This window comes from Isoptericola sp. NPDC019482 (assembly GCF_040632295.1).
Taxonomy (GTDB): domain Bacteria; phylum Actinomycetota; class Actinomycetes; order Actinomycetales; family Cellulomonadaceae; genus Isoptericola.
Map to the genome: position 1 here is coordinate 44,758 of NZ_JBEYBQ010000013.1, position 25,935 is coordinate 70,692.

Sequence of the window (25,935 nt, forward strand, 5' to 3'; positions counted from 1 at the left end):
CCTAGCCGAGGGCCGTCCAGGTCATGTCAGGTCACCTGCCCCTGGTCGCGCAGGAAGCCGTTCAGGTCGAAGCCATGGCGTGCAAGAGCGCGGTACTCCTGCGGCAGCACGTGCGGGACGGCGGCGCCGTCGTCGTCGGACCGGAACACGTGCGTGACGGCGTACCCCTTGGCCTCCTCGCCCGGTGAGACGGCGATGATCTCCGAGACCCGGCGACGCGGGCGGACCCTCCCGCTGCGGTTGGCGTCAGCCGCGTGGCCGGCGTCCAGGTCGACGTGCACCACCAGGTCGATTGTTTCTGCGAGCTTCGACGTCGAGAGCTGCTGGGTGACGTGCGGGCCAGCCTCCATCGCGCACGTGACGAGCTTGCGGATGGCAGCCTCGGCGTCCGAGGCATGAGTGGTCGAGATCGAGCCGGTACCGGATTCCATGGCCTTGACCATCGTCCAGACCTCCTTGCCGCGGACCTCGCCGACGATCTGCCGCGAGAGGTTCTGTCGGAAGGAGTTGTAGAGCAGCTGGTCGAGCGTGTACTCGCCGGCTTGCCGGCCGTCGGCGCCGAGCTCTCCGACGCCGGGCCGGGCCTCGTAGTGACGGACCATGGCGTGCCGGCCGGGCATCTCGTGCAGGAACAGCTCGTACTCGGTCTCGAACGTGCCGATCGACTCGCCGTAGGGAATCTGCCCGCACAGCGCCCGCACCAGCGTCGTCTTGCCCGCGCCCTGCGCCCCCGAGACGACGACGGAGCGGCGTGCGCGCACTGCGGCGGCCAGGAACGACGCCTGCACGGCGGTCAGCGTGCCGTTGGCGACAAGGTCGTCCAAGCCCACCTGCACGAGGCGGTGCAGGCGGATGTTGATCTGCGGCCGGGTGGACACCCATGCGGTCGCCGAGAGTCGCGCCCCGCCGTCCAGGCGCATGTCGAGGTTCGGCTGAGCGGGGGAGAAGGCGCGGGAGTTGACCTCCGAGCGGGAGGCGAGGAAGACGAGGAACTCCACGAGCTCGTCGTCGGACTCCGCGACCGGCGGGCCCGGCTCGTAGGAGCCGTCCACCAGCTGCAGGCGCACGTTGTCGCACCCGTCGATCTCGATGTTCTCCACGTCGGCGCGGTCGACCAGCGGCTGCAGTCGCCCCAGCCCGAAAAGTGAGTCGACCACCGCCCGGGTCAGGCCGTGCAACTGCTCGGGAGTCCACGCCGGCGAGCCCGCGTCGACACGCTCGCCGTTCGCGGCCGCGACCAGGTCCATCAAGATCGCCAGCCCGCGCTGCCGCTGGTCCGCACGGTCGGGCGGCGCTACGTCGGCGTGCTCGGCGGCCGCGATCTGCTCCGAGGCACGCGCCCGCAGGCGGGCGACCACACCCCAGTCGACGTCGATGTCGTCATCGGGACCGGGCGGCTCCGGCAACGGCGGCTCCGGCAACGGGTCGCGGAACGACGGCGGACCTGCCTGCCACGGCGAGGCACCCGCAAGGTCAGGCATCGGCTGGGCGAACAGCGGGCTGGCGGCCAGCCGGTCACCACCCTCGGGGCTCATCCCTTCTTGCTCGTCACCCTGCGTGCGTGCGCTGGTGTCGGTGCGGTCCGTCACGAGTTCACCTCCGCCGTCAGGTCGACGCGTCCGCGCGCGATCCGTGCGGTGATCGCCGCGCCGGCGGCGCGGATGCTGCGCACGTACGCGCCGGTGGCCCACGAACGGCCCGGTGTCGTGCCGGAGTGGTAGACGGCCGCGGCCTCGGCGTCGTCGCGCACGGTGGCGACGATCGGCAGGCCGAGACTCTTGCCGACCTCCGCGGCCGAGTACGGCCGTCCTGCGCCCACGAGGAGCAGACCCGGGTCGCGCCAGGCGAGGGCGTGATCGGTGAGTGCGCCCGCCCAGGTGCGCACCGCGGACAGCGACACCAAGTCGGTGCGGCTCACGATCAGCGTGAGATCGGCCAGGGCGAGCAGCGGCTCGGGCGACCCCCGCATACCGAGGCGTCCGGCATCGACGATGACGTCCTGCCCCGAGGTGTCGAGATCGTCGAGCACATCGGCCAACCGCCCCCACAATGGTTCGAGGCTTGCCGACTGCAGGTGCGAGCGCGGGCCGGCCACGAACGTGACTTGCGTGTCCGCGACTGGCTGGCCGACATCCTGCAACGCGTCGGCGAGGTCGAGCGGCGTCGTCGTGAGCTCGACCAAGCCGGTCGTGTACTCGCGGAACCCGCCGAACGTCCCAGAGAGGATCGCCGACCCGCCGCCCGGGTCGGCCTCGAGGAGCAGGACCGGTCGGGGCCACGTCCACGCGAGCGCGACCGTCGTCGTCGTCACCCCGGGCGAACCGGACGCGGAGCAAAGTGCGATGACCGCCATGACCCGTCACCGGTCCCGGGACTGGAGCACGACGGCGAAGTTCCCGGTGGCGACGCGGGCGGCCAACAGCGCGGACTGCGGCTCCGGGACCAGCAGGTCTAGGACGGTGTTGCCCGTCTCGGGATCGACCTGCACACCCGCGACCTCGGCGGCGGTCGACTCGGGAACCGCCTCGGAGCTGACCTCGCCCCCACCGGCCGGGGTAACGACCACCGCGACCCGGTCACCCACCTGCAACGGCATGCCGGGCGCCTGGCGGGTCTCGAGCGCCACGCCCACCACGGCGGACCCGTCTGCCGGAACGTTCGCATCGGACACCGCGTCCATGGCGACCGCCGTGCCGGCCGCGACGTCGTACGCCGCGCGCTGCCCGACGACGTCGTCCAGCCGCGACGCCTCGACGACGGACCAACCCAGGTCCGCCGGGACCCGTCTGACTGCCAGGTCGGCCTTGTCGATCACCTCGCCACGACTGATGGTGTCCTGGGCGGCGAGCACCTCGATCGTCGAGTCCTCCGACGTCCACAGGGTCCACCCCATGACCGCGCCGACCGCGGCCAGCACGAGCGCGACGACGGTGATCGCCGGCCGGCGGCGCGTCCCCGGCGGTGCCGGGGAGTGTTCGGTTGGAGGAGTCGCGCCGCTGCTGCCCGGCGTCGACGTCCGCGTGGTGGTCTCGGACATGACGTCCGTCCTTCCCGCCCAGGTGCGAGGCCTACGAGGTCACGAGCACCTGCGCCTCTCCGACCGCGATCTGCACCGAGCGCTGCAACGCGTCCATGCGGATCGTGCCGGTCTGCCCCGCGCCTTCCCACTCGATGGCCCAGTCGGACGTCGCGGTCACTGTGAACTTGTCACCCGGACGTCCCGCGCTCGAGGTCTTGTAGACGTGCCCGCAGTCCGGTGAGGGGGTGCCGGCGGACGCGTCGGTGAAGGGTGTGCCTGGACCACGGCACTCGATGGTGGCACCGTCGCCCATGGTCCAGGTGATCCTGTGGATCTGTGCCGTCGCGGTGACGGTGATGGCGCCGGCCGAGGCCGACGCAGTGACCGGGCCGACCGTGGCCGGTCCGGGATCGGCCGCCCACATCCACACGGGCTGACCGACGATCCCGACATGATCGGGACGAGGTTCGGGGACGATGCCGATCTCGATCGCCTGCAGGTGCATCTTGTCGATCGCCATCTCCGCCACCTCACGTGGAGAAGGACCTGCGGCTGCGGCCGGTGGAGGGTTCTGCAGCCAGATGTAGACGCTGACGTCGATCGGCAACGGCTGGTGACACCCGTACACGGCACCGCCGTCGTCGGGGGAACGTCCGTCCCAGGCAGGGTCCGAGGCATCCGGCTGCGGGTCGAGCACCTTGATGTAGCACTGCAGCGCCGCCGACCAGTAGCCCAGATCGCTCGTGCACGGCACCGGCCCCGCCGGCACGGCCGAGTACCCGTTGTCCGACGGGTCGAAGTAGCACGGCGAGCCCGACCCCGTGTCCTTCGGGCCGTCCCCCTCGGCGCCGTCGCCGGCGACCGGATCGACCGTGTCCGGCGCGGCTCCGGTGTCGATGGCCTTGACGACGCAGGCGCCCGTCAACGGGTCGTAGGTGCGGCACGAGGGACCGTCCGCGTGCGCTCCGGCCCCCGCGAGAACAAGGATCCCCGTGGCGGCCAGGAGGACGACGACGGCATGTGTCAGGCAGCGTCGCATGATTCACGCTCGAGGGTCTCGCTGCTTGCTACTCGCCAAGAGTCCGAGGGGTCGTCGTCCCATCGGTAGTTCGAGACCAGGTAGCGGGTCCAGGTGCGGTCGGCTCGGCTGGGCTCGATGACGGAGTCCCCGTCGGAGTCGACGACGTCGGATCCCGTCACGTCGACGCATGCCTCCATCGTGACCGTGGGGACCTTCCCGGCATCGGGGTCGGAGTTGTCCAGGGACACGTCGACGAGGTCGAGCTCGACCAGCCGAGCCTCCCCGGTCGCCTGCCAGCCCTTCTCGCGCCAGTCGGTGAGGAACTTCGACTGGGAGTCGAGCTCGAGTCCCGTCGCGACCTCCTCGAGCTCGTCGAGCGGCCGGCTCGTGTCAGTGCGGAGATCGTTGCTCAGCGTGAGGTACTCGCGCAGGACGGCCTCAGCGCCCGCGGCGGCGATGTCGGTGTCCGACGTCGGGGACGGCGAACCGGTCGGCGACTCGTCCGGTGACGTCGTCGGTTCCGCGGTGGCCTGCGTGGGGTTCGACGTCGGCTCGCTGCCCGGTGAGTCGGTGCAGGCGGCAGGTACGGTCACGGCGAGGACGATCGCTGTCACCGCTGCGCCGACACGTTCCCCCAGATGCATACCTCCGAGGCCTTCCGCCGAAACGCGTTCGCCCCCGCGCCGGCGACGGTGCCGGCCGAAGACACGCATCTCCCTTTTTGCCATCAGTTGCCTCCCGCCGCAATTTGTCGCGGTCCACGCGTCCCGTGCGTCCCCGTTCGGGAGCCCCTCGGGACCCTCGCCGTCGTCCTGTCACCCAGGTGTGCGCCCGCCGCCGACGCCCCGACCGATGACCGGCCCCAGGCCCCACCCGCCCGCCGATCGTCGACCGCGCACGGGGTCGCCACCCCGCTCATCGCCCTGCTGCCCTTCGAGCCGCCACACGTCTGGCTGTGTCGGTGCTCGGGCGGGACACCTTCCGGTCGGAAGGGCCGGAGGTGTCGCGATGACGGTCTCGCTGCGGGTGATGACGGCGGGCAAGGGGTATGAGTACCTCCTGCGGTCCGTCGTCACCGGCGACGGCAACCGATCGCTGACGACACCCCTGACGCGTTACTACCTCGACGAGGGCACTCCGCCCGGCTACTGGCTGGGTGCCGGGGTGACCGAGCTCGGTGACGGCGCGCTGGCCCAGGGCGACGTGGTGACCGCGCGGCAGCTTGAGGAACTGCTGGGGGCGGGGCACGACCCGGTGAGTGGGAAGGCGCTCGGTCGTCCGTTCCCGACATACGTGTCGGTCGCGGACCGGATCGCGGACCGGGTCGACCGGCTGCCGACGACGCTCGACGAGGGCGAGCGGGCCGACGCCGTCGCCGCGATCACCGCCCAGGAGACGGCGAAGGGCACGCGGACTGCGGTCGCCGGGTACGACCTGACCTTTTCTGTCACCAAGTCGGTCTCGGTGCTGTGGGCGTTGTCGGATGCGGAGACTCAGGCTCGCATCGCGGCGATCCACCATGCGGCGGTGGCGGCCGTCATCGGCCTGTTCGAGCGTGAGGTCGCGGCCACCCGTAGCGGATCGGACTCGTGTGTGCAGGAGGCCGTGGTCGGTGTCGCGGCGACGGCGTTCGACCACTACGACTCGCGCGCCAACGACCCGCAGCTGCACACGCACGTCGTCGTGTCGAACAAGGTCAAGACCGTCCGCGACGGCCGGTGGCGCAGCCTGGACAGCAGGCCCGTGCACGCGGCGACGGTGGCGCTGAGCGAGTACTACAACGCGGTCCTCGCCGACCGGCTCACCGCCGAGTTCGGCGTCGACTGGGAGCGGCGGCTGCGGGGTGCGGACCGTTCTCCGCAGTGGGAGATCGCCGGGGTGGGCGACGGCCTGATCGCCGAATTCTCCTCGCGCACCCGGCTCATCGAGCAGGCCAAGAACCGGATGATCGCCGACTACGTGGCCACCCACGGCAGGCAGCCCTCGCGGGCGGGGATCATCCGCATGCGTGCCCAGGCCACCCTCGACACCCGCGCCGAGAAGCAGATCCACTCCCTCGCCGACCTCACCGCCGGCTGGCGCGGTCGTGCCCGGCACCTCCTCGGCGTCGACCCCACCGTGTGGGCCCGTCGCGTGATCGCCGGGCCGCCGCAGCGAGCCCTCAGCGCGGACCGCGTCCCCGACGACATGGTCGACGACGTCGCCCTCCGCGTCCTGGAGGTGGTGGGGGAGCGGCGTGCGACCTGGCGGCACTGGAACCTGTGGGCCGAGGCCTCCCGCCAGACCATGGGGTGGCGCTTCGCCACGACGGCCGACCGAGAAAGCGTCGTAGCCGCGATCACGTCTGCCGCCGAACGCCGGTCCGTGCCCCTCACGCCGCCCGACTCCACCACCACGCCGGAGGTGCTGCGTCGTCCTGACGGCAGCAACATGTTCCGGTCCCGGCACGGCGCGTACTTCACCTCCGAGGCGATCCTCGACGCCGAGCAACGGCTCCTCGACCGCGGGGCCACCCGCACAGCGCCCGCTCTCGCCGATGAGGTGGTCGATGTCGTCGTGGGCCGGGGGAGCGAGGGCGACGGGCTGTCGGCGGAGCAGCTTCGGGCGCTGGCCTGGGTGGCGACCTCCGGGCGGCAGGTGGACCTGCTGGTCGGGCCGGCCGGGGCGGGTAAAACGACGGCGATGAGCGCGCTGCGGCGTGCCTGGGCGGCGCAGTACGGGCCGGGCTCCGTCGTCGGGCTCGCTCCGTCCGCGGCGGCGGCCAAGGTGCTGGCCGGGGACCTGCAGATCGGGTGCGACAACACGGCGAAGTGGCTGCACGAGCACGACCACGGGCGTGCCGACTTCACCGCGGGGCAGCTGGTGATCGTCGACGAGGCCACCCTGGCCCCCACCCGCGCCCTGGACCGGATCACCGGGCTGGCATCTGTGGCGGGTGCGAAGGTGCTGCTGGTCGGTGACCACGCCCAGCTGCAGGCCGTCGACGCGGGCGGGGCGTTCTCGATGCTGCGCGAGGCACGCGACGGCGTCGTGCCGCAGCTGACCGAGGTGCACCGGTTCGCGAACGAGTGGGAGAAGCACGCCTCGCTGGACCTGCGCGCAGGTCGAGTCGAGGTCGTCGAGGACTACATCGCGCACGACCGGGTGCGCGCGGGCACCACCACGGAGATGGTCGACGCCGCCTACCTGGCCTGGCGCGCCGACGCCGGCAGCGGGATGCGCACCCTGCTCGTCACCGACTCCACCGACCACGTGCGCGACCTCAACGAGCGCGCCCGGGCCGAACGTCTCTGCGACGGCGACACCCTGCCCGACCGGGAGGCCGCGCTGGCCGGCGACGCCCGCGCGTCCGCCGGCGACCTGGTCGTCACCCGCCGTAACGACCGCCGCCTGCGCACCCCACGGGGCGGGTGGGTGCGCAACGGGGATCGGTGGCGCGTCGTCGACGTGCGTCGCAGCGGCGGGCTCGAAGTGCGCCGCGAGGGCGTGCGGCGCGGCGGGAGCGTGGTGCTGCCCGCCGCGTACGTGCGAGAGCACGTCGACCTCGGCTACGCGGTCACCGCCCACCGCGCCCAGGGCATGACGGTCGACACCTGCCACGTCGTGGTCGCAGGCGCCACAAGCCGCGAGAACCTCTACGTCGCCATGAGCCGCGGCCGGGACACCAACACGGCCTACGTCGCACTTGACCGGCCCGACGACCTGCACGCCCATCCCGTCGACGGACGTGTTACCGCGCGAGGCGTCCTTGCCAGCGTGTTGGCACGCTCCGGTGTCGAACTGTCCGCGCACGAGTCCCGGCAGGCCGAACGGGAGAGGTACGCGTCCATCGCGCAGCTCGCCGCCGAGTACGAGGCCATCGCCACCCTCGCCCAACGTGACCGGTGGGAGCACCTCGTCGGCACGGCCCTCACCACGCACGCCGGGCTCACCGCGCACGACGTCGAGGCGATCGTCGCCGACGACGCCTTCGGGCCCCTGTGCGGGGAGCTGCGACGGATCGAGGCGAACGGGGGCGACGTCGCTCACGTCTTGGCGCACGTCGTGGCAGGTCGTGGGTTCGGTGACGCCGCGAACATCGCGTCCGTGCTGACCTGGCGGCTGCAGGCTGCCGTCGCGCAGCCCATCGACGCCGACGAGACGGGTCTGATCGCCGGGTTGCTGCCCCAGGTCTGCGGCCTCGTCGACCCGGAGACGCGCCGCGCGTTGGACGAACGCACCGCCCGCATCGTCGAACGAGCGCGTGCCGTGGCGGCCAGGGCGGTGCGCGACCGCGAACCGTGGCTGCACGACCTCGGTGACGAGCCCTACGACAAGGCCGGGCGCCGCGCCTGGCGCGATCAGGTCGCCGTCGTCGCGGCGTACCGGGACCGCTACGGGCTCCGCGGTGCGCGTGCCGCCGTCGGAGGCGAGGTCGCAACCGTGACGCAGCAGCGCGATCAGCGCCGCGCACGGGCCGCTGTCGAGGCAGCTCGCACCGTCGCCCACCGAGCTCCGGCCGGCGTCGGGGCCCAGCCCGCGGACGGTCCCGCGCTCGGGTGAGCCGGTGACCGTCGCCAGGGTCTTGCGCCATCGGTCCATGAGGTCAGGGTGACCCTGCCCGCTGACGGGCGGAAGGGCTGGTCAGGGATCTGTGGACGCTCCCCCGCAGCGGGCGGAGGTCGCGAGCGCGAGTCGTCGTGGTACCTGTCCCCAGCCGCCCCAGCGAGCTGGTTGTCCACAGATCTGCGCTCGGGTTCCCACGGCATGCCCGGGCCGCTCCACCGTCGAAGCACCGGCCCGCCGGGTCGGCATCGACGAGTGGGGAGCAAGCCGTGTTCACCCAGATGGTTTTCACCCTCGCCCTTGCCTACGCACGGTTCTCGCAGCGGTTCTACCCGACCAACGTCATCGCGCGCTGGATGCGCCAGCCCGGGCACCTGCGGTACGCGTGGCCGCTGTCCATCGCCCTATACGTCGGCTACTACGCCGTCGCCCGATGGATCTCCGACCTGCCCGGCGCGGACACCAACATCTGGCTCCAGCTCGCCCTGTTCGTCGCGTGCATCGACGCGCTGAAGTTCGCCTGCGGCGTCGTTGCGTGGCCGCTCCTGGGCGTCTGCCGCGGGCTGCGCCGTGGCGCGTGGGCGGTGCGCCGACGCCTCGCCCGCTGAACGCGTGGCGCTGCCCGCACACCTCAGTCGGACGCGTCGGCGGACGGCGCCCACCCAAGGACGAGCGAAGGAATCCGGCGATGAATCAGGCACCACGCGACAGCGGATCCGCGGGTCCCGCAAGCCTCGCAACCGCCAGCACAGGCGAGGTTGAACGCCATCGCACCGTGTGGGAGGCCGCCCGCCACGCGATCGTCGGCCTGGCCGAGACCGTCTCGTGGGACAGCCCGGCCGACTACGACGTCGTCCTCGAGACGCTCGACACCCTGCACGCCCCGCTGGACCCACCACTCGGCGAATGCGAGTGGGACGTGCCGAAGCGGGCGCTGTACGACCTGGCGCACGAGTCGCTGACCGCACTCGCGGCGTTCGGCATCCCCGCTGGGGCTTTGCGCGTGTGCCGCAACCTGCTCGACGTCGCCTGGGCCACCGACCCGGACCACGAGGGCCACCGCACCCCGTCGAGCACGGGCCGGTGACCGGCGATGACGTACGGCGAGGTCAACGCCGACCTGCGGGCCGCCATCGTCGACCTGCTCAGCTACCGGCGCATCACGTTCTACCTCGGCCGGGCAGGCAACGGACGCGCACCCGCATGGGGCACCCCCGAGCAGGCACGCGCGTCCGCGGACCTCATCCAGCGCTACCGCGCCATCGTCTGGACCTACGCGGGCCGACTGCTGCAGACCGCCCTCCCACCCGGGGGCATTGCACCAGCGTGGAACCTGCCGTGGCGGCTCGACGAGCGCATCACCGAGATGGCACCCGAGGCAGAACGATTGCCCGCGGGCCGTGCGGCGAACACGAACGAGCTCGGCACCCGGCAGGAGATCGGGCTCGTCGAAGTGTGGCGGCGCACCGCCGCTGCCGCAGTCGCCGGACTCGACCGCGAACTCGGCGCCCTCGGCGGCGACCTGGACCGCGGCCAACGATTCGTCCTGGTCAAGGACGCCGCCGAACTCGTCTACGCCCTGATCCGGCTCGACGACCGCTACCGCCACGCCCCCAACTGGCGACTCCTCGGCGACCGCAACCGGCACACGGAGCTCGCCCGGAAGCGTCGAAGCGACCACCTCCGCCAACCGATCGGCATCGTCTCCACCGCCCTCGAGACGGTCCGATGGGCCGAGGAACAGATCACCGCCGACGCCTACGCAGTCGACCAGGCCGGGTGGCGCTCGCGGCCGCGGCTCGTCGTGCCGACAGCGGTCGACCACGTCGATCGGGCCATCGACTACCTGCACAACGCCGCTGTCCACCTGCAGCGAGAGTTCCCCCGGGCACTCGCGCTGCGTGCGTTGAGCCGTCTCAACCGACTCGTCGCGTTGCAGGCCTCACGCCTCGCCGCAAGCGCCTGCCTGGGGGAGTGCGAGCAGTGGTTCGACGCTCGCGCCAAGACCTACGCCGACCTCAACGTCGTCCTGCGCACTTCTGTTGGCGGCAACCTCGGTCGCGGCGACCGAGCGGTCGCCGACGCGACCGTCGCGCTGGACCTCCTGAGCGACGCGAACCAGCCGGGCCGCGATCGGGTCCTGCGACTCTCCGCCGTCCTCAACGACGTGGACAACGCCTTCGGAGCCCGACTGCAGGAAGGGGTCGAGGACGAGCGCTACTTCCAGCGCACCGGGCGACACCTCGCGATGAGCACCGCGATCGGAGTTCATCGGTCAGCGGATACCTACGAGCGGCTCGTCGGCCCCGCGCGCGACGGGCTTCTCATCGTTGCCACTGACCTCCAGGCTGCGGGCGAGGGAGTGTCCAGAGCCCCCGATTCTCGTCGAGCGCTGACCACCCTATCTGCGTCGGTGGCCGACTCGCCGCGGGGGCGCCCGCCGAAGGGGGCGCCGCAGACACCGATCGTCGTACCGAGTCGTGGGTCCCCTGTGAGTACCGGCTTGCCAGCGAAACTGGGGTCATCGAACTCTGGGATCGCCATCTAGCCGTGCGGGCACAGTGTTTGGTCCACATGGCATACCGCGTCGCCGTCTTGGGCTGGCGCCGCATCGTGGGCAGCCGAAGCCCTGCAAGGCGCGGCCCCAAGGAGACGCTGGGGCTCTACGGCTGACTGAGGTACTGGCGGGCTCAACCCGCGGCCATGTGCAAGGTAGCGTTTCTCGCGGCTGGATGTATTGAAGCAGGTCCGCGGGACGTGCTTGCGGGCTGCAACGAGGCTCGGCTGTCCACAGTCGGCACGGGCCGGGTGTTCTCCACAGGGTGGCGACCGGGACGGTGCCTGCCGGGAACGCTTCCGGCACGCTGGCTGGCAACCTCCCCGCGCCGCGGATCCGTGTCGGTGGCGGGCACCAGCATCGCCGTGGAATACCCTCGGTGGGACCCTAGAGGAGTTGATTGTGAGCGGTCTGACAGTCGTTGAGATCTGTGCGGGGGCTGGGGGGCAAGCTCTCGGCCTTGAACTTGCCGGCTTCGAGCACACGCTCGCGGTCGAACTCGATGTGCATGCCGCCGCGACGTTGAGGGCGAACCGCGAGTGGGAAGTTCGGGTCGGTGACGTCGCCGACGAGGGCGTCTGGAACCCAGACGATTTCAGCAAGGATCTGGCCCTTCTTGCTGGGGGCGTCCCCTGCCCGCCGTTCTCGATTGCTGGCAAGCAGCTGGGTACGAGCGATGAGCGGGACTTGTTCGCGTGGGCGGTGGAGCTCGCCGGACGAATGCAGCCGCGTGCTGTACTCCTGGAGAACGTGAGAGGCCTGTCGATGCCTCGGTTCTCGGGCTACCGCCAGCATGTCAAGGACCGGCTCGCCGAGTTGGGGTACTGGTCGGACTGGAAGCTCCTCGAGGCGCGGGACTACGGCGTCCCTCAGTTGCGGCCGCGATTCATCCTTGTCGCGCTGCGCGAAGAGGACGCACGCCACTTCAGTTGGCCCGAGCCCACCCCGTTCATCGGGACTGTTGGCTCGGCCCTGCACGACCTGATGGAGGCTGATGGCTGGCGGGGCGCCGCCGCGTGGGCGGCCCGCGCAGACGGGATCGCACCGACCATCGTCGGGGGGTCCAAGAAGCACGGTGGAGCAGACCTCGGTCCGACGCGTGCGAAGCGGGCGTGGGAGGCACTTGGTGTCGACGGGCTGGGCGTGAGCGACACACCTCCGACCTCGGAGCACCCCGTCAACTGGGTTCCGAAACTGACAACGGAGATGGTCGCGCGCATTCAGGGATGGGGGCCTGAGCCGGAATACGAGTGGGTGTTCACGGGACGCAAGACTTCCCGCTACCGGCAAATCGGCAACGCGTTCCCGCCGCCGGTCGCGCGTGCCGTTGGTGGCGCGATCGCTTCGGCGCTCAAGCACGAGGGAGCCCCCAAGGATCTCGCGCAGACCGAGGCTGAGGTGATGCATGACCCGATCTACGTTGCCCTCAGGCGCGCTGACCGACCGCTGACAGCTCGTCAGGTCATCAAGGCCACCGGCGGTGTAATCGGGGATAAAGACTTCGAGCAGCGCTTGGGCACGCTCTCGCGCGACTTCGAGATCAAGCACGACGGAGTCGGTGACGAGCGTACCTATGTGCTGGGTGCCTTTAAGGGGTTCGTTGGACAGGAAGACCACGTGCGCCATCTGGCGTTCGAGACCGCGCGATCAAGGATCAGCTGAGAGAGCTTCCGAGGAGGCGTTGGCGTGCCCCGACCCCACGGGAGTCGGGGCACGCCAACGCCTCCGGACTCACCGGGGCGATTGAGATCCCCATGAGCTTGTTGTTGGTGCGTGCGTGTTGCCGTCCTAGTCGGGCTCCACCGTGCACGCTGCCCCGCGTTCGCGCCGATTCATCGGTTTGCCCGGTGGGACCCGGTGGGTTGACCGGGAGTTATCCGCGCACGTCGGTAGCCTTCCGGATGTGACACTGGACATCCCGATTGGCCTTCCCGTCGATCCTGCCCGCGACAGCGTTGTACAAGAGATGCAGCGGCTCGACCCTGGAGGTGCGAAGACCGCACAAGTCCTGCGGAACACCTTCGACCAGCTCTACGACGGTGTGCGGACGCAGCGCTACCGCTGGGACCAGCTGTTCAAGACGGAGAAGACTCACTTCGGGACGCTGGTGGAGATCAATCTCCAGCGCGAGTTCGAGTACGCCGACGGTGTGAAACTGGACTACTGCATCGCCGGTCACGACGTCGACGCAAAGTACAGTCAGGCCCTTGGGGGCTGGATGCTCCCGCCGGAGGCAGTCGGCGAGCTGTGCATGGTCGTGACTGCCAGCGACCAGAAGTCGAAGTTCTCCATCGGTGTCGTACGGGCCTCTGAGGAACTGCTCAACGGCGGGAAGAACCGTGACGCCAAGCGAACGCTCTCGTTGGCAGGGCGCGCCACGATCGCATGGCTTCAGCAAGATGCGGATCTGCCGCCGAACATCCTCCTGCACATGCCACAGGCCGACGTCGACGCGGTTTTTGCGGCCGGAGCCGGCACTTCGAGAATCTCCGAGCTCTTCCGCCGCACCGCAGGGCACGTCGTCGGGCGTGCCGCCGTGGCGACAGTCGCAGCCCAGCTCGACGTCACTCGACGTGTCCGCGGCGGGCAGTCCGGCTCGCGCGACCCGTTAGCCGACGAGGGCATCGTGGTCCTCGGCGGCGCGTACGATTGGCAGCGCGAGGCCGCCCGCGACCTCGGCCTTCCCGTCCCACGCCGTACGGAGTACGTCGCCGGGCACGTGGCCCCTGCAACACCGGACTGGCCAGGACGGGTGGCGTACGGCCCGACGGGTACGGCGCTGGTCGCCGCGGCCAACGACACCTGTCAGCCGTTCGACCCAGTCTGGTACGGCGGGCGCACTGGCCATTGAAAGCGCGGACTCGGAACTCCCCGGCGCCGCCCCCGGGCAAGTCGGCGACCCTGCCAGAATCGGCACATCATGGACAGGACGACGCGCGCTCCTGAGCCGACAGCTGTTGAGATCTGCGCTGGGCTGGCGCCAGAGGGCGCTCCGTGGGACGGACTCTTCTCGACAGCGAGATCGAGCGCAGGATCGGATTCATCCGCCGCGCCTTCGCGGTTGAGGAACGCACGCGGGCCGGGCGCGCCCACGCGCGGACTGGGGGGAGCGGCGCGCAATCCGCGGTTAGGAGGGTCACACCCGCGCGAGGCGTTCGCGACCGATCGGTTGCGCTCGAAGATCAGCTGAGTCGGCTCGCCTCCGTGTACGTGTGGGTGCCCTGTGCGAGAGTCACGCCGTGGCGAAGAAGTTCAAGCTCCCGGTCGGCTGGTACCGCTCGACCGTCACCGGCCTGGTCGACAACGAGCTGCCCCCACTGCTCGGCGACCTGACCAATAGCAACGCGTGGGCCTACGTGTACGCGGTTACCATGTGGTCGGAGAAGGTCGACGGCAAGGACTACCTCCACATCATCGAGTCCGACAAGCTCCGCTCGCAGGCAGGTCGCGACCTTGCCGACCGAGCGGCGAGCTACCTAGCTGAGCATCTGGTACCCGACCGCACGTGCGACCCGTTCAAGATCGTCGACCGGATCGGCAAGGCGTACCTCGCCGAGAGGTCGAAACAGGGCTTGGGCCCCCCGAAGAAGAAGCGCGACCCCAACGTCACGGGTGCCGCGTTCGAGACCGCGCTCCAGGTGATCATCGGCAAACTTTGCGGAGTCGAGCCGTCGAGGACGCCAACCCTCCATACTCTGCGGGGCTTCGAACTCGCCCCTGTGGGCTACCACTCGAAGCCTGATCTTGTCCTCTTTGGGCCCCGCGACTTCCGCCTCCTTATCTCGACGAAGTGGACGCTGCGCAAGGAGCGGATCGGTACGTATCTCCACGAGTCGTACTTCTACCGGCGACGCCGACCTGACCTGCAGATCGCTTTCGGGGTCAACGAATTCCAGCCCAACATTCTGCATCACCTGAGCTCCGACCCGCTCGTCGACCGCGTCTACCACGTGAACAAGCGAATGCTGCTTGATCTCTACCGGCCGTTCACTGACCTCCCGGCAGGGGCGGGCGTGGAGCCGTCGAGCCTGCTCGCGCCGAACCACCGCCACGCGAAGGAGTACCGGCGGTGGCTGCATATGCAGGACCGCCTGTTCGACCTCACCGACCTGTTCGAAGACATCACTGCCCTGATGAACACGCCGGCGCAAGTACTCGACCCTGACGGCGACGGTGTGGACCTGGATGTCGACGTGTTGGACGATTGAGGCATGACAGGGCGTCCAGGATCGACTGCGCGTACTCGGCGCACGGATTTCGAAGGAGCCTCGTACGCGTCGACGCCCGGAGTGCGCAGCCGGATGCAGCTCCAGCGAACCCGCGACACAGGTCCCGAGCTGGCGGTACGCCGCCACCTGCACGCGATGGGCCTGCGGTACCGGGTCGACCGCGCACCGTTGCCGGGGCTGCGGCGGAGGGCCGACATCGTGTTCGGCCCGGCGAGGGTCGCGGTCTTCATCGACGGCTGCTTCTGGCATGGCTGCCCCGAGCACGGGCGGCCCGAGACAAAGGCGAACCCCGTCTACTGGTCGGGCAAAATCGCCAGGAACCGTGCTCGGGACGCCGACACTGACGCACGGTTAGCCGAGGCGGGCTGGTCGGTGGTGCGGGTATGGGAGCATGAGTTGCCGTCGGAGGTCGCGAAGCTTGTCGCGAGTACGGTCGCGGCAGCACGCGATGCGGAGGACTGTTCCTAAGCCTTTGCGGCTACCAGAGCGTCTCCTCATCCCAGCAGACGCAGGTGCTTCTTGGTCCACCTGTCGAGCGTCGCGTTGTCGACATTTGAGTAGTTCACGACGTGGTGGGCGACCGTGTAGACGCTTGGGCTGGCCAGGAGGAGTCCCATTGGAGCAGCGCTGTCTCCGCGGCGAACGGGGGAAGCCCTGTACGGATAGCTGATGCAGCCCCTACTTCACCCATCCTCTTCGCCTGACACGCCGCCGCGCCGACCAGCGGAAGTGGGCGACAGAGCTGAAAGCGCGGTCCCGTACGAGAGAGGCTTACTGCGACATTTCACCCGTTACACCGCGCCTCGTGTCAGAGGTCCCCACTAGTGTCGGGGGCAACAGGCTGGGCAGGTTGCAGAGAGGCACGGATTTGATGGTGGGACTCATTGACGGTGCGACGTCACCCATGCAGACCACCGGCGGAGCGCGTCGTGGAGCCAGACTCCTCGCGATGACGGATGATCCGACGATCCCGGCCGTCCCAGCGGGGTGGATCGGTCCCATGCTCGCCCTTGGTACGAGGGTGCGCCGCTACATCGAAGGCAACCTCGGCCGACAGTTGATCGTTGCGGTCTCGGTCCCGAGGCGGGAGTGCGCCGCTGTGCTCGTTGCGTGTGGATGGACGATGGCTAACCCAGCCCCGCCTGCTGAAAACCCAGTCCAGGTCCTCAAGTCGTTGCCGAGCGGTTCCGCCGTGCGTCTGGTCACGAAGACTGAGGTCTTGCACGACACACTCGTAAGGATTCATGAAAGTCAAACCTCAACTCGTATCCAGTTGACTGGTCCCACCCTGCTTGCGCACGTCATCGTCGCGGCTTCTCCAGCACCACCTGCCGCGACACCTAGACGGAGCCCGAAGCCGGCGCCGGGAACACTTGGGGCGTTCGCGCACCTAGAAGAGACGTGGGAGTCGCGGCTTTCGGCCCCGACTGCCGATCTGGCTGTTGTCGGCACGAAGGCGTGGCTGCGGAAGGATCTGTCCGCGCTCGTGAGCACGGAGCCTGGGCTCGTGATGGCGCCAGATCGCGCAGCGGAATTCCAGGCCACGGAGTGCCGTATGAAGGGCAACCTTGTCGGCTACGGCACACTCGCAGACATCGTCCTCCCCGACAATGACGGAGCCGCAACCTGGGCAACCCGGCTCTACTCGGCAGCGAAGTTCGCCGAGCAGTTGCCGCTTCCACCGGACGTCCAGGCGGTCGTCCTGGATGGTTCGAGCGCGATCAAGTACGCGGCAGAGATTGAGGCCCCCGTGATTATCTGTGTCATTGACCGCTCAGTGGCCGACGAGACTGCCGCCGAGATCCTCGTTCAGATGCGGAACACTCGTGGCGCGCCACTGTCATTGAGCCGCGATCTAGGCTGGCATGCGCCGGCGGGGGTAGAAGGCCTGGCGTTTACGGCGGCGCTGTGACAACCGTTGCCCAGCTCAACCAGCGGTACCAGGCAGTCGCCGACCTAGCCCGCAACGGACTTGAGATAACGAGCGTCGGGGACCCAGTGGGTGCTCCGTTCGACTCTGCGGCCCGGTCGCTCCTGCGTGGTGCCAGCGACGACGGGCACGGGCTCTGGGATGACCTCGTCGGCGCGGTGAAGGCGCTCCGTTGGAAGATGCTGGCGTATCCGGCGCCGATCGCGGTCAACGCAGCTCTTCCTGAAGCCGTCGCGAAGGTGATTGATCAGTGCAGGCGCTTGCGCGGCGCTGTTGCAGACGCAGGCCTGCTTGATTCCTTGCAAACGTCTGCCGAGGCTGTGGCGGTGAGCGACCCTGCCGTCGGCCGGTTGCTGCTTGAGTCGATCGAGGAGGTTGTGGCCGAGAACTGTGTGGTCGTGGCAGCGAATGGAGCCGCCCAGGTAGCAATGCACGAGTGGCTCGCACCGCATGGAGCGCTCGTGCTGACCCCGGGCGACCTCGAACGTCAGCAGCCGGACCGCGAGGTAGCGTACGTCGTCGGCCCGCCTCGCTTCTTCCCGTCATCGCTCGTAACGGCGCCTGTGACCGGGGAGCTGGGATTCCTGCTTCCCGAGTGGTTCGGTGACCGGACGGTCCCGACGTCCGCAATCGCGGAGTACGCCGAAGGCGCCATCCGCATCCGGCCCCGCTTCTTCACCAGCGGCGTTCAGAATGAGCCGGACATTGGGGACGCCGACGGCAAGGAACCTGTCGCTGAGGACGACCTACTGCCCCAGCCGGCCTGGGGCGAGCGGAAGACCGCCACGCGCCCTCCTGGCATCGATGAGGTCGAGGCCAGGAAGGTGCTCCTTGCGGGCGGCTTCGCGATGTGGCTGGACGACGGTGAGCGGATCCGCACGCTTGAGCCGCGCCAACCCGCGCGCGAGCGTGTCACGTACACGGAGGTGTCGGCCGTTCGGCCTGGTACTTACCTGCTCTTGCGGGTTGGCGCGGGTGAGCGAGGTGCCCTCTACGAGTCGGCGTTGCGAGAGTTGGACAGCGCGGCGAGCGGTATCGCCGCCACGCAGGCGGCCTGGAAGTGCGCCCTCGCTCGTCGCCTGGACGACCTCGGCAAAGGTGAGGTCGTTCGGCAGCTCTCGCAGCTCGGTGTCAAAGCGAGCGAGCAGGCCCGTGCGTGGACCGACCCAGTCTTCGTTCGTCCGAACCGTGACGAGGATTTTCGGGTAACGCTTCGCTGGCTCGGCGTCTCTGCTGAGCCGACGTTCGGAAGCGCCACGAAGCTGCGGAAGGCGGTCCACAAGGCGAACGCAGCTGTTCGGAGAGGGCTGGAGGCTGCGGTGGCCCAGGCCGACTTCAGTGCGCTCGAGTCGACCGGGCACCTCCAGCTGACGCTTGCGACATCGGAGGGTGTGCGGCCGATCGTCGCGACGAGGATCCTAGCTATCGCACCGTTCAAGGAGATCCAGATGCGCTATGACGCCCGCGTTCCCTTCGAGGATCAGGGCGCTCAGTGGCTCGAATGATCCCTGCGATCTGCCCGGACGATGCGCCCCCGGGCGAGAAGGCGCTCTACACGGCACTTGCGACTGATCGCACCACGGACGACTGGGTCGTGTTGCACTCAATGGGTATCGCACGTCACACGCACCAGGTCGAGGGCGAGGCTGACTTCGTTGTGGTCGCTCCCGACGCCGGCATCCTCGTCATCGAGGTGAAGTCGCACCTAGCTGTCAGGCGCCGTGATGATGGCCTCTGGGTTCTTGGGAACAACGCGCCGAAGAAGCGCGGACCATTTGAGCAAGCGCGCGAGGCCAGGTACTCAATCGGCGGCTACCTCAAGAGCAAGGGCATCGATCTCGATCACGTGGCGATGCCATATTCAGTCTGGTTCACGCATGTGCGGGCGCGAACAACGCTGCCAGAGTCGGTCGAATGGCACCCCTGGCAGGTGCTCGACTCCGAGGATCTCCGGCTCGATGCTGCGGAGGCCGTCCGTCGGACGCTCGCTGCGGGCGCTTTCCACCTGCGGGGGAAGCGCGGTGGGTACGCCTACGGCACCGGTCCGTCGGAAGATCTGGCCACCCGCGTGGTTTCGGCGCTGCGGCCGCGCTTCGAGATGGCTGCCGTCCACGGCGACGTGCGACGCGCCCGCCGCGAGCAACTCGTTGAGTTTGTCGAGGAGCAGTACCAGGCGTTGGACTCGATGTCTGACAACCACGCCGTTCTCTTCACCGGTCCCGCAGGTTCCGGCAAGACGTTTCTGGCCATTGAAGCGGCTCGGCGCGAAGTCGCCCGAGGGAGAGGTGGGCGGCTCCTCTGCTTCAACCGGTTCCTCGGCGTGCGCCTCGCCGATGAGACATCGATGCTGTCGGGTTTGCGTGTCGGCACCTTCCACCAGGAGTTGCTTCGTCTCGCCGGCGAGACCGTTCCGCCGAACGCTGACTCAACCTATTGGGAGGAAGAGCTTCCGGACCGGGCCATTGAGGCTCTGCTTGCGACGGACGAGCCGGCCAGCGACTTCCTTGTCGTAGACGAGGTCCAGGACCTGGTGTCTGAGCGCTACCTCGACGTCCTTGACCTTATGGTCGAGGGTGGCCTAGCCGGCGGGCGCGTTCTGGCGTTCGGAGACTTCGAACGCCAGGCTCTGTTCTCTGCCGCCGATGGACGAGACTCACTGCGCGCCCGAGCACCACACCTCGTTCAGATGCGTCTCACCGAGAACTGTCGAAACCTGCCTAGGATCGGCTACCAGGTCAATCTCTTCTCAGGGCTCAATCCTGGGTACCGAAGGTTCCGTCGGCAGGACGACGGTGTTGACCCCACGTTCATCTCATACAAGGACAGCAATGAGCAGCAGTCTCTCCTGTTGGTAACGCTCAGGATGCTTAAGGACGAGGGGTATGACCTCAGTGAGATCGTGGTCTTGAGCCCTCTGCGAGACAGCTCGACCGCGAGGCTCGCAACCGACCCGTGGCTTCGACAGGTGCTGCAGCCGATGGACGGGCGTCCTGTGAAACCGGGCAGGGTTCGGTTCGGAACCGTCCACGCCTTCAAGGGCCTGGACGCACCCGCGGTCGTCGTCACCGATCTGGATCGCGTGTTTGCGACCAACTTTGATTCTGTCTTGTATGTCGCTCTCACCCGAGCGACGGATCGTCTCGTCGCCTACATCGAGGCAGGCACATACCGAACAGCACTTGGAGGTGCAGCATGACGGGGACCGAAGCCCGACAGGTGGTCGAGGACTCCGTGCGGCGGGAATTGTTCGGCCCGGTCCCGGGCCAGGGGCCGCAGGGCAGGCCGCTCGACTGTTCGGCCGGAAAGGTTAAGTTCCCCACCGCGGAGGAGAGCCGCGGCGTGTTCCATGATGCGGCGACACTTGAGGAAGTCCTCACGCAGGCAGAGCCACTAAAGCGATACGGCATCGGCGTTCTCTATAGTGGGGCGGCAGCGAGCGGGACGTTCATCCCGGCAACGTCTGGTTCGCCCGACATCGATGTGTCGTGGGTGCCTGGACTCGCAAACAGCCCTGAAGACCCGCCGCTCGAGCCGGCGGCGATGAAGGGTACGCCTCGCTTTGACGAGCCAGATTCGGACGACTTCGATCTCTCAGATGCGAACAACTTCAAGCCATCAGCGATGGCGGTGTCGTTCCAGTGTCGCGTCTCGGCGGGAGGCACCCTCAACCTCGAAGTTCGCGGCGCCTACTACGACAAGGTCTCAGTGGAGATCCCAGGGGTCGCCCGAGCGCAGGACTGGTGGGTCAGGGTCCCGTTCGTGCTCAGCGGGTCCGTTCCCGCCGAGGTGTTGCTTGGATCCGTTAAAAAGCTGATGAACATCCCCATGGCTGTGGCATCGGGTCCAGAGCAGCCGCGACTCAAGCCAATAACTCAGGTCTTCAGCCGCCCGGTTCCAGGCGAAGGTGACGATGACCTGCGACTGGTGACGGTTGCTGTCGTCAACCAGACAGTGGGAAGCGGATCGGCGAGCGCTCTGTTCCAGGTCAGCTTCCGTGCGTCAGCCGGAGAGGGCCTGACGATCGAGTCCTATCCGGACATCGAACAGCCAGACCTGGATGACGAGGAGCAGTCGATCGCGCTCCTCTATAGGCACAAGCTGACCTACGCGATCGGGCATGGGTGCGCGGCATCGTGGGCCGAGCCAAGATCCACGGCGGGAACGTCGAGCGCGTGGGTGGGAGCGGATCCGATTCCCGTCTACGAGGTAGTCAGCCTGACTCCGAACGTGTACGTCGGAGAGGGTTCAGCTCGTCGCGCGGTGACGGTGAGCATGGCTGCGCTCGCCGCCGATAGCGATGAGGGCCGCGAGCAGGTTGAGGCCGTACTCCGGCTCTACGAGGAATGGATCGGCGGACTCGAGGACCAGGTGGGCGACCTCCCGACCCGGTACCAACGAGCGGCGCGTGACCACGTTCGTCGTTGCCGAGCAGCGCTCGGTCGCATGACGGAAGGCTGGAAGCTCGTCACGACCTCTACTCTGGCGAGCGAAGCCTTCAGGCTTGCGAACGAGGCGATGCTCCAGCAGCAGGTCCGGTCGCGGTTGCCACTCCGTGAGGTGGAGCAGGGGAAGGACAAGATCTGGCGCGTCGTCGGCGCTCACCCGGCGGGGATCCCTCAGCCGGGTCAAGGCCAGTGGCGCCCGTTCCAGATCGCCTTCATCCTGGCGAGCCTGCCCGAGTTGATTGATCCGTCTCACGCTGCACGCGAACTCGTCGACCTCATCTTCTTTCCGACGGGCGGTGGCAAGACCGAGGCATATCTCGGGGCCTCGGCCGTGTCTCTGATAGCCCGCCGTCTCCGCGACAGGGACGACGCGGGAACGGACACACTGATGCGGTACACGCTCCGGCTGCTCACGGCACAGCAGTTCCTGCGCGCGGCCGCTCTGGTCTGCGTTCTCGAGGACCAGCGTTCGAAGGCCCCCGAAAAGCTAGGCGATACGCCCTTCGGGATCGGGATCTGGCTCGGTGGATCATCCACGCCGAACCGGTGGACCCAAGCGGTTGAAGCGCTGAAGCAGCTCAGACGCAGCCCGCAGGCCCAGAACAAGTTCTTGCTGCTGCGCTGCCCCTGGTGTGGTGCCCAGATGGGCACAAAGCAGAAGGGCAGTCAGCAGGAAGTGATCGGCTACGAGCAGGTCGGTACCAAGGTGGTACTTCGGTGCATCGACCCGGCTTGTCGGTTCACAGGGCGCAAGGGACTGCCAGTTCACGTCGTCGACGAAGACATCTACTCCGTGCGTCCCTCGATCATCATCGGCACCGTCGACAAGTTCGCCATGATGGCTTGGAGGCCAGAGGCACGGCGAATCTTCGGCCTCGGCGACGACGGCGCCCGTGAGGTCTCGCCACCGAGCGTGATCATCCAGGACGAGCTACACCTGATCTCGGGGCCGCTGGGCTCGATGGTCGGGCTCTATGAGCCGGTGATCGATGAGCTCTGTACCGATAGGCGTGGCCCGGCGCCGGTTGCCCCGAAGATCATTGCGTCAACCGCAACAGTGCGTCGTTACGAGGACCAGATACGTGGCCTGTTCGGCAGGGCGGAGGTGGCGCTGTTTCCGCCTCACGGACTCGAGGAAGGTCATTCGTTCTTCGCTGAGCCCGAGACTCGGCCGGATGGGTCACCTGCACCCGGGCGGCGCTACCTCGGCGTGATGAGCTCCTCACTTGGGTCTATGCAAACGGTCCAGGTCCGCGTGGCGGCGTCGACGCTTCAGGCCGCCGCATCGATCTCCGAGGCTGACCGCGACGGCTACTGGACCAACCTCAACTTCCTGAACAGCCTCCGCGAGCTGGGGAACACCGTTTCCCTTCTCGAGTCGGATGTCCCCGACTACCTCACGGCCCTCCGTCGTCGTGACGGTCTCGATCCACGCTGGCCCAGGAACACGATGGAACTGACGTCGCGTCGGCGGAGTGACGAGATCCCCAAGGCCATCGAGCAACTGCAGATTCGTGTCGAGGACGACTCTTGCATCGACATCTGCCTTGCGTCGAACATTATCGAGGTCGGCGTCGACATCGATCGCCTTGGGCTGATGACGATTGTCGGACAGCCAAAGACGACGGCGCAGTACATTCAGGTGAGTGGTCGCGTCGGACGAAGGCCAGACGTCAGCCCGGGCCTAGTCATCACCATCTACGGCGCTGCCAAGCCCCGCGACCGAAGCCACTATGAACGGTTTAGGACCTACCACCAGCAGCTGTACGCACAGGTGGAACCGACGTCGGTCACGCCGTTTGCCACCCCGGTGCTCCGGCGAGCACTGCACGGGGCAGCCGTCGCCTACATTAGGCAGGTCGCGCCCGCCGCCGAGCCGTACCCATTCCCACGCGAGGAGTACGACGCAGCGATCAAGCTCCTTCGGGCGCGGGCGGAAATTGCGGACGAAGGCGAGTTGCCCATCCTCGACATCCTCGCCGCGAAACGAGCCCAGCAGTGGGAGGCCTGGGAACGGACGGAGTGGGAGGCGAACGTGATCGGCGGCGACCCGAAGCAGGGCCTTATGCGGTACGCGGGGACCCTCCCTGACCTTGATGCGAAAACTCCGATCTGGGATATCCCGACAAGCATGCGCAACGTTGATGCGGAGTGCCGCCTGCAGATCTCGCAGGCGTATGCGATGGCCGACGCCGAACTGGGAGGCGAGATTCTGTGAGCACCGGGAACATGCGACGAGCGCAACTCGTCACACCGTTCGGCGTCGGCGCGATGAGTGTTCTAGTCAACGGCACATCGGTCATCACAGCCGGCCTCGACCACTGGTACGAGTACGACCACACAGCGAGCATGCTGGCCCTCGAGGAGTACCAGGAACACGACTGGAGGCTCGAGTCCCGTCTGCGCGTTTCGGAGTTCCGGTTGCCACCGGACTACCGCTACTCTGGATCCAGTACCAATCAGCGCAACGTAAAACTGACGGTTCCGGTACTGCGCTTCCCGCTTTGGTGCTTCTGCCCGTACTGCAAACGGCTAAAGAAGAGCACGCTCACTATGCGCCAGCAGGAGGAGTGCAAGGATTCGTCTCACGCGACCTGGAAGTACAAGCCGAAAATGGCGCAGGTGCCGTTCGTAGCGGTCTGCAGCCGGGGCCATCTCGATGACTTTCCCTTCGACAAGTGGGTCCACCACTCCCATCAGCCGGGGTGCGCGGGCGTCCTCAGGCTCACCTCCCGAGGTGGTGGAGGCCTTGAGGGTCAGGTCGTCAAATGTGACAAGTGCGGCAAGGAGCGCTCGCTCCGCGGCATCACGGAACCGTCTCGGGACGCCTCGGGGAACGAGAGCACCGCGCTCACGGAGCGTCTCGTCGGCCCGTCCGATCCATACTACTGCCCCGGGGCTCGGCCTTGGCTGGCCGAGAAGGAGAGCCCGTGCGACCAGCCGATCCGTGGTGCCCTGCGTGCAGCAGGCAACGTGTACTTCCCGAAGGTGGAGTCCTCGATCTACCTGCCTCGCGTTGAAGGCGCGGTCTCGGCTGAGATGCACGAGTTGCTGCGTCACCCTGCCGTGAACACGACGCTGCGCACGCTTCACGATGCGTTCGAGGGTGCCGTGACCGTCGAGATGCTGCGCAAGTCGCTCGAGCGGAACGTCCCGGCAGAGCTGTTCAGGCCGATCAGCGACGAGGAGCTGTGGGCTGCCTATCTCGATTTCTTCGGCGTGGGTGCGCCCAAGCCGGAGTCCGATGAGTCACCAGGCGACTCGGAACTCCTCACTGGAGACGACGAGTGGAGACACCCTGAGTTCCTGAAGATCAGGGAGGAGCCCAAGGACGATTTCCTCGCCGGGAAGGATCCCGGGATTGACGACGGTCTGCGGGCCACAATCGGTCGCGTTCGATCCGTGAATGTACTTCGTGAGACACGGGCTCTGCGAGGGTTCACCCGTGTGCGTGACGACGTGCTGAAGCTGAGCGAGGGGAAGGCGCTGCTCCGTCGCGAGCCGCTCCCGCCTCTTCAGGACTGGCTCCCCGCCTATGTCGTGAAGGGCGAGGGCATCTACCTGGAACTCGATCAAGACGAGCTGTCTCGCTGGGAGAGCCGCGCAGAGGTCCAGGCGCGAGCGGACAAGATCGCCAAGCAGTACGGCCATGTCGCCGCTCAACGTGGTCGCCAGGAGAGAGCGCTGAGTCCGCGGTTCATCCTTCTGCACACTCTTGGACACCTGCTGATCAACGAGCTCGTATTCGAGTGCGGTTACAGCTCCGCATCGCTTCGAGAGCGTCTCTATGCCTCGACCGCTCCCGGTCGCGATATGGCAGGTCTGCTCATCTACACGGCGGCCGGTGACTCGGAGGGAACCATGGGCGGGCTCGTTCGCATGGCGCGCCCCGAGAACCTTCGGGCAGTTATTGGCGCTGCCGTCAGGGACGCTCGTTGGTGCTCCACGGATCCAGTATGCATGGACGCCGGCGAGAGAGGGCAAGGTCCTGATTCGTGCAACATGGCGGCATGTCACGGATGCGCCCTGCTTCCGGAGACGAGCTGCGAGGAGTTCAACCGCTTCCTCGACCGTGGAATGGTAATCGGGACGTTTGCGGACCCGGCGCTCGGCTACTTTTCGAACCTTGAGATCTGATTACTGCGACGCTTTGTTGGAGGCTCTGACCTTGGAAACGAGCATCGAGCCA

The 25,935-nt window shown here is 67.9% G+C and carries 18 protein-coding genes; 13 read left to right on the forward strand and 5 right to left on the reverse strand.

Features of this window, described 5'->3' with window-relative positions; all coding sequences use genetic code 11:
- Positions 1-26: 26 nt before the first annotated feature.
- The 5 genes from ABZ493_RS10945 to ABZ493_RS10965 form a co-directional block, all read right to left on the reverse strand.
- Complete coding sequence (locus tag ABZ493_RS10945) at positions 27-1,589, reverse strand: ATPase, T2SS/T4P/T4SS family (protein WP_430582191.1); 1,563 nt, start codon at positions 1,587-1,589, stop codon at positions 27-29.
- Positions 1,586-2,311, reverse strand: coding sequence for a hypothetical protein (locus ABZ493_RS10950; RefSeq protein WP_430582192.1), 726 nt, complete (start codon positions 2,309-2,311; stop codon positions 1,586-1,588). The genes ABZ493_RS10945 and ABZ493_RS10950 overlap by 4 nt, the downstream gene beginning before the upstream one ends.
- A 48-nt stretch (positions 2,312-2,359) precedes the next feature.
- Complete coding sequence (locus ABZ493_RS10955) at positions 2,360-3,037, reverse strand: SAF domain-containing protein (protein WP_430582193.1); 678 nt, start codon at positions 3,035-3,037, stop codon at positions 2,360-2,362.
- Between the two features lie 31 nt (positions 3,038-3,068).
- Positions 3,069-3,788 (reverse strand): hypothetical protein, encoded by a 720-nt coding sequence (locus ABZ493_RS10960; RefSeq protein ID WP_430582194.1) that lies wholly within the window; start codon positions 3,786-3,788, stop codon positions 3,069-3,071.
- A gap of 254 nt (positions 3,789-4,042) precedes the next feature.
- Positions 4,043-4,633: a hypothetical protein gene (locus ABZ493_RS10965; RefSeq protein WP_430582195.1), complete on the reverse strand. Its 591-nt coding sequence runs from the start codon at positions 4,631-4,633 to the stop codon at positions 4,043-4,045.
- A 415-nt stretch (positions 4,634-5,048) separates the two neighbouring features.
- Between ABZ493_RS10965 and mobF the strand changes: the two genes are divergently transcribed.
- From mobF to ABZ493_RS11030, 13 genes are all read left to right on the forward strand, one after another.
- Positions 5,049-8,582, forward strand: a complete 3,534-nt coding sequence (gene mobF, locus ABZ493_RS10970) for a MobF family relaxase (protein ID WP_430582196.1) — start codon at positions 5,049-5,051, stop codon at positions 8,580-8,582.
- Between the two features lie 272 nt (positions 8,583-8,854).
- A complete protein-coding gene (locus tag ABZ493_RS10975) occupies positions 8,855-9,193 on the forward strand; it encodes a hypothetical protein (protein ID WP_430582197.1) in 339 nt (112 codons plus the stop codon).
- A gap of 167 nt (positions 9,194-9,360) precedes the next feature.
- Entirely contained in the window at positions 9,361-9,672 is a 312-nt protein-coding gene (locus ABZ493_RS10980) for a hypothetical protein (protein WP_430582198.1), read from the forward strand.
- A 6-nt stretch (positions 9,673-9,678) separates the two neighbouring features.
- Complete coding sequence (locus tag ABZ493_RS10985; protein ID WP_430582199.1) at positions 9,679-11,133, forward strand: hypothetical protein; 1,455 nt, start codon at positions 9,679-9,681, stop codon at positions 11,131-11,133.
- A gap of 411 nt (positions 11,134-11,544) precedes the next feature.
- Positions 11,545-12,804, forward strand: coding sequence for a DNA (cytosine-5-)-methyltransferase (gene dcm, locus ABZ493_RS10990; protein WP_430582200.1), 1,260 nt, complete (start codon positions 11,545-11,547; stop codon positions 12,802-12,804).
- A 241-nt stretch (positions 12,805-13,045) separates the two neighbouring features.
- Complete coding sequence (locus tag ABZ493_RS10995; protein ID WP_430582201.1) at positions 13,046-13,993, forward strand: NaeI family type II restriction endonuclease; 948 nt, start codon at positions 13,046-13,048, stop codon at positions 13,991-13,993.
- Between the two features lie 388 nt (positions 13,994-14,381).
- A complete protein-coding gene (locus ABZ493_RS11000; RefSeq protein ID WP_430582202.1) occupies positions 14,382-15,350 on the forward strand; it encodes a hypothetical protein in 969 nt (322 codons plus the stop codon).
- 93 nt (positions 15,351-15,443) lie between these two features.
- A complete protein-coding gene (locus tag ABZ493_RS11005) occupies positions 15,444-15,839 on the forward strand; it encodes a very short patch repair endonuclease (protein WP_430582203.1) in 396 nt (131 codons plus the stop codon).
- Positions 15,840-16,926: 1,087 nt separating this feature from the next.
- Positions 16,927-17,283 (forward strand): hypothetical protein, encoded by a 357-nt coding sequence (locus ABZ493_RS11010; RefSeq protein WP_430582204.1) that lies wholly within the window; start codon positions 16,927-16,929, stop codon positions 17,281-17,283.
- A complete protein-coding gene (locus ABZ493_RS11015; protein WP_430582205.1) occupies positions 17,280-18,806 on the forward strand; it encodes a hypothetical protein in 1,527 nt (508 codons plus the stop codon). The genes ABZ493_RS11010 and ABZ493_RS11015 overlap by 4 nt, the downstream gene beginning before the upstream one ends.
- Entirely contained in the window at positions 18,803-20,497 is a 1,695-nt protein-coding gene (locus tag ABZ493_RS11020) for an NERD domain-containing protein (protein WP_430582206.1), read from the forward strand. Before ABZ493_RS11015 ends, ABZ493_RS11020 begins: the two co-directional genes overlap by 4 nt.
- Positions 20,494-23,964, forward strand: a complete 3,471-nt coding sequence (locus ABZ493_RS11025) for a helicase-related protein (protein WP_430582207.1) — start codon at positions 20,494-20,496, stop codon at positions 23,962-23,964. The genes ABZ493_RS11020 and ABZ493_RS11025 overlap by 4 nt, the downstream gene beginning before the upstream one ends.
- Positions 23,961-25,883: a DUF1998 domain-containing protein gene (locus tag ABZ493_RS11030; RefSeq protein WP_430582208.1), complete on the forward strand. Its 1,923-nt coding sequence runs from the start codon at positions 23,961-23,963 to the stop codon at positions 25,881-25,883. Before ABZ493_RS11025 ends, ABZ493_RS11030 begins: the two co-directional genes overlap by 4 nt.
- Positions 25,884-25,935: the final 52 nt, after the last annotated feature.

Coding starts and splice junctions, on each gene's coding strand:
- ABZ493_RS10985 (WP_430582199.1), top strand. CDS start 9,679: ATGACGTACGGCGAGGTCAACGCCGACCTGCGGGCCGCCATCGTCGAC.
- ABZ493_RS10955 (WP_430582193.1), bottom strand. CDS start 3,037: ATGTCCGAGACCACCACGCGGACGTCGACGCCGGGCAGCAGCGGCGCG.
- mobF (WP_430582196.1), top strand. CDS start 5,049: ATGACGGTCTCGCTGCGGGTGATGACGGCGGGCAAGGGGTATGAGTAC.
- ABZ493_RS11025 (WP_430582207.1), top strand. CDS start 20,494: ATGACGGGGACCGAAGCCCGACAGGTGGTCGAGGACTCCGTGCGGCGG.
- ABZ493_RS11020 (WP_430582206.1), top strand. CDS start 18,803: ATGATCCCTGCGATCTGCCCGGACGATGCGCCCCCGGGCGAGAAGGCG.
- ABZ493_RS11010 (WP_430582204.1), top strand. CDS start 16,927: ATGAAGGGCAACCTTGTCGGCTACGGCACACTCGCAGACATCGTCCTC.
- ABZ493_RS11005 (WP_430582203.1), top strand. CDS start 15,444: ATGCAGCTCCAGCGAACCCGCGACACAGGTCCCGAGCTGGCGGTACGC.